Here is a 12,154-nt window from a genome sequence, read left to right on the forward strand (position 1 = left end):
CGTATATTTGGTCTTATAAAAGCTATAATCATCAACCTCTATAAAATATTTAATCATGATGATTATAACTGACAAGCGACTTGCCTATGCTAAGCTATTTAACGATATGGCGTCTAGCTGATTTCTCAGTAAGCGACTGATGAATGGCTTATCGTATACCTCTTTATTGCTCTATGGTGATTTTCGCATATGTTTTTATCTACTCATTATAATAGCTATCGTCATTTATCATTCTTGCTGCGATTTAGTATGCTTGGCATATTGGGCGTGTTTATTAGTGCTTGCCAAAGTTTACCGCCAGTTATTGAAACCGGCGCACCTATAGAAAACCAGCCAAAGGTCGCCTTAGTCTTAGGCGGCGGCGGTGCCAAGGGCTTTGCCCATATTGGCGTGATTAAAGCCTTAGAAGAAAACGGTATCACGCCAACGCTAGTGGTCGGTACCAGTATTGGCAGTCTGATTGGCAGCTTATATGCCAGTGGTTATAACGCCAAACAGCTTGAACAATTGGCGTTAAATACTTCTGATAGCGAATTGACAGACTTCACCTTATCCAATCAAGGCTTTATCGAAGGCATTAAGCTTAAAAACTTTATTAATGCAAAAGTTGGCGGACGCGCTATAGAAAATTTTCCAATATCTTTTGCCGCCGTCGCTGCCGAAAAACACACGCTAAAAAAGGCCATTTTTAGCAGTGGCGATGCGGGACTTGCGGTGCAAGCATCTTGCAGCGTACCCAATATTTTTATCGCGCCGCGCATTCCTGAAAAGATTGGTAAAAAATATGTCGATGGTGGCGTGATCAGCTTAGTACCAGTCGACACCGCCCGTGATTTAGGGGCCGATATTATCATCGCCGTTGATGTGACAGCGGCGAATGCTAATAGTCCTGCTAATAATAAGATACCGACTATCAATTCATTAAGTAGTTTTTGGGGTTTTCTTGAAAGCAATATCGTCACCAATTTTTCTAACGCAACCAATGTTACGAGTGTTAGCCAAGCAAGCACCAAGCGTTCGACAGCAATGCGCCGTGAACGTGAGCGCGCTGATATTATTATTATCCCCGATATCGGTCATATTAGCTCGCTAGATACCAGCCAACGACGCGCGCTAATGACAGCTGGTATGCAAGCCACCACCCCGCAGATTGCCGCCATTAAGCAACTTATGAAAGACAAAGCCCAGCAAGAAAAAGGTCTTGTAGAAAAGCTGCCAAGTAAATATGCCACGCTTTAATTTCAAAAGCACCTTCAGCTGGTAAAAGCCATTTTACCAAATCTGAGTTAGTAAGTTGTTTATAAAAAAGCACCACAGCCTAGACCTTAGACTGTGGTGCTTTTCGATTCGGCAGGCATTAGATAAATATCAAAAAGCAGACTTATTTAACGCGTGCACGATATTTAACCACGACGGTATCATTCAAACCAACGCCTTCTAAATCCCAACGTACCGCTTTATAGTATTTTAACGGAATTTCTTGCAATTGATTATCAACCTTACCGCGTAATGGCATACGGGCAAAGGTGTTGCCGTCAGCACTACCATAAGGGAAGTCAGGAGAAACGGCACGTAGCAATTCTACTTGCTCAGGAATACTCATAGTGACGGTCATTTTACGTACGCGATCAGCATTGGTATTGGTAAAGTAGCCTTGATATTCTAAGACATTCCCTGACTGCAGGCGCGTATTGGCATTGACTGGAACCAGTACTTCCTGACCATTTGCATCAACACTAATCAATGAGGCGGTGATTTTACTATTGACCGCTTGCGCCGTTGAAGTGCTGACTGGGTTGGCATTCGACTGGATTGCCACTGAATTATCAACGGCTTGCTCTGGCGTTGGCAACATTGCTGAAGCCTGCGTCACTGCCATCACGCCAACGAGCGTACCAGCGACAACATGAAATAAGCGGTGGCCGCTCCACGCACTGAATGGGTTTGCAAAATGGTTACTTTTCTTCATGACATTCATTATCCCTAGTTAATGTATCGGTAAAACAGTATAGCGGTAAAACAATTTGTTAATAAAGCGTCGGTCAACAACATGGTTATTTTTATCAATTATCTGCGTAAGCTGGTGCTAAAGCAATAGCGCTTAGCATAACAAAAAGCGTTTGGCGGTACACCAATCCCGTGTTGAGGTTGTGTATATCATCTATTTGCTACCAAGATTCATTAAAGTGGCTAAAATAAAAGATAGCTCATAACGGTGTTTTTTGCTATGGTAATTCATTAGCGACACGCTTTTGCTGTCACGCTCTTTTTCTTATTCTAACAACTATTGCACCCATTATGACTACTAGCGCCATGCCACAAATTAATCCTGAATACGTACACTGGTTCCGCAACTCTGCCCCTTACATTAACACCCATCGCGGTAAGACTTTCGTGATTATGTTTGGCGGTGAGGCGGTCAATCATCCCAATTTCAGTACCTTGATTCATGACTTTGCTTTATTGCATAGCTTGGGTATCAAACTGGTACTGGTACACGGCGCGCGACCGCAAATCGAAAAAAACCTCAAAGATGCGCAGATTACTTCTCCCTTACATAAAGATATTCGCGTGACCCCGCGTGTTGCTATGCCGGCTATCTTACAAGCGGTTGGTGCAATTCGTTTACAAATCGAAGCCCAACTGTCGATGGGCTTAGCAAACTCACCCATGTACGGCTCGCGTATTGACGCGGTTTCGGGCAACTTTGTCACCGCCCGTCCTTATGGAATACGTGACGGCGTTGATTATCAGATGACTGGTGAGGTGCGCTCAATCGATGTCGAAGCCATTAAAAATAACCTGTTACATGACCATATTGTGATTTTAGGCTCGATGGGTTATTCAGCAACGGGTGAAGTTTTCAACTTATTGGCGGAAGATGTAGCGCTTAGTGCGGCTGTGGCGCTCGGTGCTGATAAGCTGATATTCTTAGGCGAAGAAGCCGGCATCAATCATGACGACCGCTTGTTGCGTGAGATGATTCCAAATGAAGTCGACCGCTTTTTACGCGATCGTGATTTAAATTGCGAGATTAATTACTTCTTAAGCTGTGCTAGCAATGCTTGCCGTCAAGGCGTACATCGCACCCATATCATCTCTTATGCCAAAGATGGCGCGTTACTCGAAGAGCTATTTACCCGTGATGGTTCTGGCACCTTGATTAGCCATGACCCGTATGAAGAGATTCGCCGTGCTGATATTGACGATGTGGTTGGACTGCTTGAGCTACTAACCCCGCTAGAACAACAAGGTATCTTAGTCAGCCGCTCGCGCGAGCGCTTAGAACAAGAAATTGACCACTATAGCGTCATTGAGCGTGATGGTATGATTTTGGGTTGTGCCGCGCTTTATCCACTGGATGCAGATTCAGCGGAAGTCGCTTGTGTGGCGGTTCATCCTGAATATCGTAGTGGCAACCGCGGTGCTGACCTGCTGGCGTTTTTGGAGCAACAAGCGCGTAGCCATGGTTTGCATAAGTTGTTCGTCCTGACCACTCGTACTGCACATTGGTTTGTCGAGCAAGGTTTTGCGGAAGTTGATGCTGCTGCTCTACCAGAGGCGCGCCGTGAAAAATATAATAACGGTCGCAATTCTAAAGTCTTCCAAAAAACACTTTAATTTAAAAACACTATAAGTAATTAGCGATTAATCATCGACTGGCCGAATTAGCGTACAGCAAAAAGCCCTCATACACTAAGAGGGCTTTTTATTGTTTTTAACCGCTTTAAACTAAAGCGGTTAAAAAACTAATAACGCCTTATTTTACTTTTAATAGCTCAACGGTAAAGATAAGCGTGCTGTTAGGCTCGATACCAGCATTACCTGCTTCGCCATAAGCGATATCAGATGGAATATAAAATTCGTATTTGCCACCCTCTTTCATCAACTGTAGACCTTCTGTCCAGCCAGCGATGACTTGGTTAAGTGGGAATTCAATCGGCTCACCGCGCTCATAAGAGCTGTCAAATACCGTACCGTCAAGCAATTTACCTTCGTAGTTGACTTCGACCACGTCAGTCGCTTTTGGTGATTTGCCAGTACCAGCGGTCAATACTTTATACTGTAAGCCAGAAGCGGTGGTTTTTACGCCTTCTTTTTTACCATTTTCTGCTAAGAATGCCGCACCTTTGGTTTTGTTATCTTCAGCTTTGCCTTCCATCTCTTTAACGAACTTTTCTTCTTGTTCTTTTTGATAAGTCATCAACACTTCTTGCATTTGCTCTTGCGTCAATGCTGAATCTTTACCTTCGTAGCCGTCGCGGAAGCCTTTTTCAAAGGTATCAAGGTTCAGATCGCCGACCGCTTCTTTATTACCTTCTGCCATCATATAACCCAAGCTGTAACCTACTTTTTCATTGGCTGGGCTTTTTTCAGTCACTGAAACGCTTTTGCTGGCGCTTTCTTTATTGCCATTACTAGCGTTACAGCCGGTAACTAATAACATCGCACTAGCAAGGGCACTAATGCTTAAGGTAGTAATTTTTTTCATAGAATACTCTCAAATTGTAAGGATAGTGGCGAGATGTCACATTGTTCTATCATAGCAAATCTTAGTTTTAGGAGCTACGATTCCCTTGAAATTATCGGTCAAATGTACAGTCTATGTTAATATCCGCCGCCAAATTAACAACTTATCACACAACTATAGTAAGCCGTTAAGCTTTCTGTCTTTAAATACCTCATTACATCAGCTAAGCTAAATTGGTTAAGGTAAGAAGTAACAGAACGTAGATTTTGTTAACAATCTGCACAGAATGTTGGCTCGGGTCTTATAAAAAAACACTTCTTGAATAATATCAATTAAAAATATTAATAATTAGGTATGGGTTCGTTACCAATAATCAGGCTTATATTGTAGAGCAGAGGTTATTTGATAAGGAATGCATGATCATTAAAGGAGGACAGGATGAATCCAATGTATACATCGTTCAACGGTTATCTGGGTGGCCCTATTGGTTCCATCATCGGCGCTATTTTAATTTTTATCATTGGTTGGCTTGTGGCACTGGGTATCGCTGCCCTTGTACGTGGTGTGTTGTCAAAAGTAAATCTTAACCAACGCATGAATTCTTCAACCGGTAAAAGCTACGATTTAGAAGGCATTATCTCAAAAATCGTCTTTTGGTTTATTTTCATCATTGCGATTTCAGGCGCGCTAAGTCAGCTGAATCTAAATTCTATCTCAGCGCCATTCGCTAATATGGTCAATCAAGTCTTGACCTTTATTCCAAACCTTATCGCCGCGATTGCTGTTGGTGTGATTGGTTGGGTCATTGCGACCGTTGCGCGTACTGCCATTAACGCAGCATTAGCGAAAACATCAATGGATGAGCGTTTAAGTGCCAAGGCAGGCGTAAAACCAATGAGCAGCACCATTGCTGATATGGTTTACTGGTTCATCCTTTTGGTTGTATTGACCATGGTACTTGGTCAGTTAGAGCTTGATGGTTTATTTGCGCCATTGACCAATATGGTTGATAAAATCTTTAGCTTTATTCCTAATATTCTTATTGCTGGTGTGGTCTTCGTGGTGGGTTATATCATCGCCAAAGTCGTACGCGGCATTGTCACCAACTTAGTTTCTACTTTCGATGTACAGAAGCTTGCATCAAAAGCAGGTCTAAGTGAACAAAACAGCTTGCCTAATATTGCAGGTTCATTAGCGTTTTTAGTGGTTATCATCCCAACGATTATTGCCGCTTTAAATGCGCTAAAAATCGATGTAATTGCGCGCCCTGCAACCAACATGCTGAACAAAATCATGGAAGCATTGCCAAATATCTTTATGGCAGCAGCGATTTTAATCGTGACCTTCTATGTGGTACGTATGGTCGCTAACATCATCAAAGGTTTGATCGAAAACACTCAAATCAACCAATTACCTGCGAAAGTTGGTCTGCAAGAAACCATGGGTGATAAGAAGATTTCTGACTTGGTTAGTTATGCTATTATCTTCTTTGCCATGCTATTTGCTGCGATTGCCGCCGCTGATCTATTAGGTTTCGAGCCTATCTCAGCCATCATCGCTATGTTTATTGCTTTTGGTGCCAATATTATTTTGGGCGCAATCATTCTGTTCATTGGTTTTTGGCTTGCCAATATCATCGCTGGTGTCGTTGAGCGCTCTGAACAAGGTTCACAGTTCTTAGCAAACATCGTACGTGTCTTAATCATGGGCCTAGTACTGGCGATGGGTTTAAAAGCGATGGGTATCGCTGATTCTATCGTTAACTTAGCATTCGGTCTAACTTTAGGTGCGGTTGCGGTTGCATTTGCCCTATCATTTGGTCTTGGCGGTCAAGAAGCAGCTGCTCGCTTCCTACGTAAAATGCAAGATAAGATGGACAGAGAACGTGACGAAGAAAAAGCGAAATCTGCTCTGACGCCAAACTCATCGACGCAAGATAAAGTTGCCGCGTCAGTGCGTGAGAATACGCCAACGGCTAAGCCTGCGACTACGTCAACTCCTGATATTCATACCGATATCGTTGATACAACACGAGTGAATACAGACACGATCAATACTTCTGACATCAACAATACTGCCAATACTAACGTAAACAATCCTAGTGTAAACAATGCAGGTGTAAACAACAACGTTAATGATGGTAGTATCACTGATGATGATATTGCTAACAATAACATCCTGCCTGGTAGCGGTTTATACGACGATACCAATAATAAATAAGCAGTGATTATATTTTAAGGACAAAAAAGACAGCCTAGGCTGTCTTTTTTTATACGCGTTTATAAATATTTCTAACGAGGTATAGTGAGTGAAAAGCAATATCGATACATCATTCACTGCTGATATTAATTTTTCTTGCTTGCTGTGCCTGCGCAGACAGAGGCTACAAAAAATTTATATCAGCAATACCGTAGCGTTTTTAGGATATTTTAACTATAGCTAGAACAAAGCGCATTTTATGTTTGGTTCTGCTCCCACTATCGGTTTAGATTTTGCTGTTGCAGCTGCTGTATTTGTTTGGTCAGCTGGCGCTCGCGTTGGCTCATGGCAGCAACTGGCTGTATCCATAAATCAATATCGATAAAGGTCTCATTCGCCTCATCAATGAAATCTATACCGAGTACAATCACGTGATGCAGCTCCGCTATCGGTAAGCGCGTGGCCACATCCAAAGCGATTTTCGCAAGGTTTGGCTGTATGGTTTGTTTACTATGTTGCCCTTTGACATCTTGCCCATAAAATATCAGCATATAATGCCGACCTAAAGACTCATAAGAATGATGATGGACGACATAGCCTTGTTCTCGTAATTGCTGTTGTTGTTTGGGATGTTTATACAAGGTACCAATCAGCTCATGCCGTGAAAACAAAGACTCATCGAGTATTTGCTGCTGCCAATATGCAAGATTTATTGCCGAGAAATCTTGCTTATTCTTTTTTTGCCCATTATCGCTATACCGCTTTAACATTTGGCTAATCATTTGCGACCATAACACAGCCGCTTGCGCCATACGCTGCTGATACATTTGGCTGGTGGTACTCTGACTTTTTTGCGCTAGTGCCATCGCAATCAAGGCGGAATTTGGCTTATCTTGCATCTTATATTTAATCAGCGCGTTGTCTATAGCGATAGCTTGCGCAAATACGGCAGGGTTATTTAGGAAATCAGCAATCATCGCCTCTTCAGACTTAAGACTATCTATACGGCTATTATCAGTATGTTGCCACTGCCCTAAACGATATTGTAAAAATCGCCATAGCTCGCATGGCGTATGTAATGCCCTTAATATCAATTGCCAATCATGCCAGCCAAACAGCTGCAATGGCAGTTCGCTTGCATGTATTTCTGAACTTAAACTGTCTATAAACGCATTGCTAATAAGGTTATTTTTTACACGTTTACTTGTGTTCTGATAAATGTTTCTAAATTGAATATCAAAAACCGCAGCATAGGTCGTCGCTTCTATCTTATCTTTGTACCTAGTTAAATAGTCGTTGCGCCATGCCGAAATCGATTCAATAGCCGTTTTACGTACGTTTTCAATATGTCCTGCGACAATATCTTCAGGTAAATAAATGCTTAGATTTAATAGCTGCAACTGACCTAGGGGCAATTGATAGTCATATTTTTGCGCCTTATATTGGCCGTTATAACTAGTAACAAGCGCTTGAATAGTAAGCAGTTCAATCTCTAATACTTCAGATTGCAGGTAACAGGCTAACTCATCGCCAAGATAACCTTCATCAGATATCACCGTAGTCAAATTGGACACAGCCGCAACCTTTTCTTATTAAATAAATATAGCAATTTATACCTTGTCATAACTTTTAGCGATAAATTGAACAACATAAACGCCATTATACCTAGTCGCATTCATCGCAGTGAGTTGTTATGATGACATAAAAGCTAGCAGCTTTGCACCGCGTTTACTGGGCTATAAATTGCCACAGCACTTATGGGCTTGCTTAATATTTTCATTTATATAATAACACTCGTATGATAACAAGGACTGAACATCATGAAACGCTTTAAAGAAAAAACCGTCATCGTCACAGGCGCAGGCTCTGGTATCGGCCGCGCAACCGCCATTCGTTTTGCTCAAGAAGGCGCCAATGTGGTGTTAGTTGGACGCACCGCTGCCACCCTAGAGGAAACGGCAAAAGCGTTCCCACAAGATCGTACTTGGATTCATACTGATAATTTTTTGACCGTCGTCTGTGATATCAGCGTAGAGGCTCAAGTACAAGAAATGATGAAAAGAGTCGTCGATAAATTTGGCAAAATTGATGTCTTAGTAAACAATGCCGGCAAAGCCATGCAAGGGAAAATCACTGAGCTGTCTTCTGAAGATTGGAAATTGGCGATTGATGTCAATTTAAATGGCACTTTTTATGTCTGTCAGGCTGCCATGCCGCACTTGATTGCGAGTAAAGGCAATATTATCAATGTCTCGTCGCTGTCTGGCGTCGGTGGCGACTGGAATATGGCGGCTTATAATGCGGCCAAAGCCGGTATCAGCAACCTAACGCGTACGCTCGCGCTAGACCACGGCGCTGATGGCGTGCGCGTCAACGCTGTCAATCCAAGCGTGACAGCAACCGAGATGACTACCGCTATTCAAGATAACGACAGCAAAACTGATAAATTCTTAGACCGCTGCCCACTTAAGCGGATGGCGAAACCAGAAGATATTGCCGCTACCATTACTTTTTTAGCCAGTGACGACGCCGCGATGATTACCGGTGTTAATTTGCCCGTTGATGGCGGAGTCAGTGCTTCTAATGGGCAGCCGCATTTTTAGTAGCCAATCACCGACTAGAACCACTTAATAGCAAACTTAAATGTTTAACATTAAAAAAGCCTCTGATAGTTGGGCTATCAGAGGCTTTTGGTTGCAATCGTTATTAAAAATCACAAAAGCGTTACTCAGCTAAATGATTGATATCCTGTAGCGGCTGCGATAATCGCTCAGGATAACGCGGTACAACGCCGCGATACTGCGCATATATTTTTGGCAAATCGACGTCGATATCTCCTGTCGGATAGACGAGCGACATAAAGCGTATTTCTTTGGTTTTATAGTCCATCGCTACGGGTAAAATCGGCACGCCGGCACCTAATGCCAAATAATAAAAGCCAGTCTTCCAGTCTTTGGTATATTGGCGTGTACCTTCTGGCGCTAAGCCTAAAAATAGCGGTTTGCCAGTTTTAAATTTATCAATACTCGCCTGCAGCACCGAACCTTTATTACCACGGTCAATAGGAATGACGCCAATCCACTTTAACAGCTGTGCAAACACCGGCACTTTAAACAGCGTATGCTTACCCATGATGCTAATTTTTAAATCTAGAGCAAATAAGCTTGGTATCGCATAAATACCATCGACGTTGGAGGTATGCGGCAGCGCCAAAACCACCGCCTGCGGGATATTTGGAATCTCGCCAACGGTACGCCAACCTGCTGCTTTTAATAATGCTGAGCCAATCTTTGGCGCAAACTTATTACCACGTTTTGGTACTAAATCACCTAACTGCTTTTTGCTCAAACTTGGTAGTACTTTTGAGCGCGTAGGATTAGAAGCAGCCGCTTTAGAACGCTTAAAAAATTTTGATGTCATGACGGCACCATATAGTAAAAGATACCTCTATAATACCATTAAGCGTCTGCTACTACATTGAATTTTATAGGCTTTTATCACCTACCAGCTCACTTTTTTATCTACTTATATATAGTGAGCGAAAAGTAATATCGTTAGATCGCGCACTGCTGATATCAGATAACTGCTAAATTACCTTTATGCTCAAGCCATGACTTACGATCAGACGCGCGTTTTTTAGCGAGTAGCATATCCATGACACTATTGGTCAATATCATATCGTCCATATCTAGCTGTACCAATCGGCGGGTATCGCGGTTCATGGTGGTCTCGCGCAGCTGTTCGGCACTCATTTCACCCAAACCTTTAAAGCGCGTAATTTGGGCTTTTTTATTGCCCGGTACATTGGCCAATATGTGCTCAAGCTCAGATTCGTCTAACGCATAATGTACTTCTTTACCGACATCAACGCGGTACAGCGGCGGCATCGCGACAAATAAATGACCTGCATCAACTAAAGCGGGAAAATGCTTAACAAACAGGGCACAAATAAGCGTGGCAATATGGAGACCATCAGAGTCAGCATCAGCCAAAATACATATCTTGTCATAGCGCAGCTCAGATAAATCATCCGACGCTGGATCAACCCCAATGGCAATGGCAATATCATGAATCTCTTGGCTTGATAATACCGTATCTGACGACACTTCCCACGTATTTAAAATCTTACCGCGCAATGGCAATATCGCTTGATAATGACGGTCGCGCGCTTGCTTGGCACTACCGCCTGCCGAGTCCCCTTCGACCAAAAACAGCTCTGCGCCATCCCGTAAATCACCGCGGCAGTCCGCTAATTTACCAGGTAGTGCTGGCCCTTGAGTGATTTTTTTACGCGCCACTTTTTTGGCTGATTTTAGGCGGCGACCGGCTTTATTAATCGCCAATTCTGCAATCTGTGTGCCCATCTCGGCATGTTGATTGAGCCACAAACTAAAAGCATCTTTTGCTAGTGTTTGTACCGCGCCTGCCGCTTCACGACTAGAAAGCCGCTCTTTGGTTTGACCAGAAAACTGCGGCTCAGAAAACTTGAGCGACAAGATATAATTGACGCCGTCCCAGACATCTTCGGCTGTTAATTTAACATTACGAGGCAGTAGATTATGGATATCACAGAACTCACGTAGAGCCTCTAAAATACCAGTACGTAAGCCATTAACATGCGTACCGCCCTGCGCGGTTGGTATAAGATTGACATAGCTTTCTTGAATCGGCGTGCCACCATCCGGCAACCAAGACAAAGCAAAGGTGATAGCAGCACGCTCACCAGCTTTTGCTTCATGATTATAATAAAATGGTGCTGCTGGTAAGGTTTCTAAACCATCTAGCTGCTCGTTTAGATACTCAACCACCCCATCGGTAAATTGCCAAACCACTTTTTCATTATTGATATCATCGACAAACTCAATTGTCAGACCAGCGGCTAATACCGCTTTGGCTTTTAGATTGTGTTTCAGCTGCTTAACATTAAACTTTGGCGTATCAAAAAAACTACCATCGGCCCAAAACTTAACTCTAGTGCCACGCTTACGTTTATTGGGGCTTACTGTTTCGGTTAAAGAGGTCACCGCTGCGCCATTCTCAAAGGCCATCTCGAACTGCGTACTATCGCGCCAAACCGTTACTTCAACTCGCGTTGAAAGTGCGTTAACGACAGAGATACCCACACCATGCAGACCACCCGATACCTCATAATTGGAGGTCGAAAACTTACCACCCGCATGCAAACGGGTCAAAATCAGCTCAATCCCTGATTGGCCAAATTCAGGATGGATATCGGTTGGCATACCACGGCCATCATCTTCGACCGATAGCGAGCCGTCACTATGCAGCTGCACCTTGATGGTTTTCGCATAACCCGCCAACGCTTCATCGACTGAGTTATCAATGACCTCTTGGGCTAAATGATTGGGGCGGGTGGTGTCGGTGTACATTCCAGGGCGACGGCGGACAGGCTCCAGCCCTTCTAAAACTTCTAACGATTGCGCATTATATTGACTCACAAATGCATCCTTAATTATTCATGTG

At 43.2% G+C, this 12,154-nt stretch carries 9 protein-coding genes; 4 read left to right on the top strand and 5 right to left on the bottom strand.

The window, feature by feature from the left end; genetic code table 11:
- The first annotated feature begins 189 nt into the window (after positions 1-189).
- The gene (locus ACPEGP_RS08785; protein WP_423813175.1) at positions 190-1,239 is read left to right on the top strand and encodes a patatin-like phospholipase family protein; all 1,050 of its coding nucleotides are present in this window, start codon (positions 190-192) and stop codon (positions 1,237-1,239) included.
- Between the two features lie 142 nt (positions 1,240-1,381).
- On the opposite strand, the gene ACPEGP_RS08790 is transcribed toward ACPEGP_RS08785, so the two are convergent.
- Complete coding sequence (locus tag ACPEGP_RS08790) at positions 1,382-1,969, bottom strand: hypothetical protein (RefSeq protein ID WP_144298015.1); 588 nt, start codon at positions 1,967-1,969, stop codon at positions 1,382-1,384.
- Positions 1,970-2,298: 329 nt separating this feature from the next.
- Between ACPEGP_RS08790 and argA the strand changes: the two genes are divergently transcribed.
- Positions 2,299-3,621 carry an amino-acid N-acetyltransferase gene (gene argA, locus ACPEGP_RS08795; RefSeq protein WP_200662685.1) on the top strand — a complete coding sequence of 441 codons (1,323 nt, stop codon included), beginning with the start codon at positions 2,299-2,301 and terminating at the stop codon, positions 3,619-3,621.
- Between the two features lie 139 nt (positions 3,622-3,760).
- On the opposite strand, the gene ACPEGP_RS08800 is transcribed toward argA, so the two are convergent.
- Complete coding sequence (locus ACPEGP_RS08800) at positions 3,761-4,492, bottom strand: FKBP-type peptidyl-prolyl cis-trans isomerase (RefSeq protein ID WP_068406129.1); 732 nt, start codon at positions 4,490-4,492, stop codon at positions 3,761-3,763.
- 417 nt (positions 4,493-4,909) lie between these two features.
- Here ACPEGP_RS08800 and ACPEGP_RS08805 point away from each other — a divergent pair, with 417 nt between their 5' ends.
- On the top strand, positions 4,910-6,691 hold the full coding sequence (locus tag ACPEGP_RS08805; RefSeq protein WP_191692314.1) for a mechanosensitive ion channel: 1,782 nt from the start codon (positions 4,910-4,912) through the stop codon (positions 6,689-6,691).
- A 257-nt stretch (positions 6,692-6,948) separates the two neighbouring features.
- On the opposite strand, the gene ACPEGP_RS08810 is transcribed toward ACPEGP_RS08805, so the two are convergent.
- On the bottom strand, positions 6,949-8,244 hold the full coding sequence (locus tag ACPEGP_RS08810; protein ID WP_423813176.1) for a hypothetical protein: 1,296 nt from the start codon (positions 8,242-8,244) through the stop codon (positions 6,949-6,951).
- A gap of 246 nt (positions 8,245-8,490) precedes the next feature.
- Between ACPEGP_RS08810 and ACPEGP_RS08815 the strand changes: the two genes are divergently transcribed.
- Positions 8,491-9,273, top strand: coding sequence for an SDR family NAD(P)-dependent oxidoreductase (locus ACPEGP_RS08815; protein ID WP_191692316.1), 783 nt, complete (start codon positions 8,491-8,493; stop codon positions 9,271-9,273).
- A gap of 121 nt (positions 9,274-9,394) precedes the next feature.
- On the opposite strand, the gene ACPEGP_RS08820 is transcribed toward ACPEGP_RS08815, so the two are convergent.
- Together ACPEGP_RS08820 and parE are read right to left on the bottom strand one after the other, a co-directional pair.
- On the bottom strand, positions 9,395-10,090 hold the full coding sequence (locus ACPEGP_RS08820; protein WP_423813177.1) for a lysophospholipid acyltransferase family protein: 696 nt from the start codon (positions 10,088-10,090) through the stop codon (positions 9,395-9,397).
- Positions 10,091-10,245: 155 nt separating this feature from the next.
- Complete coding sequence (gene parE, locus ACPEGP_RS08825) at positions 10,246-12,129, bottom strand: DNA topoisomerase IV subunit B (protein WP_191692318.1); 1,884 nt, start codon at positions 12,127-12,129, stop codon at positions 10,246-10,248.
- Positions 12,130-12,154 lie beyond the last annotated feature (25 nt).

This window comes from Psychrobacter sp. 219-2-C (genome assembly GCF_049560815.1).
GTDB lineage: Bacteria > Pseudomonadota > Gammaproteobacteria > Pseudomonadales > Moraxellaceae > Psychrobacter > Psychrobacter faecalis.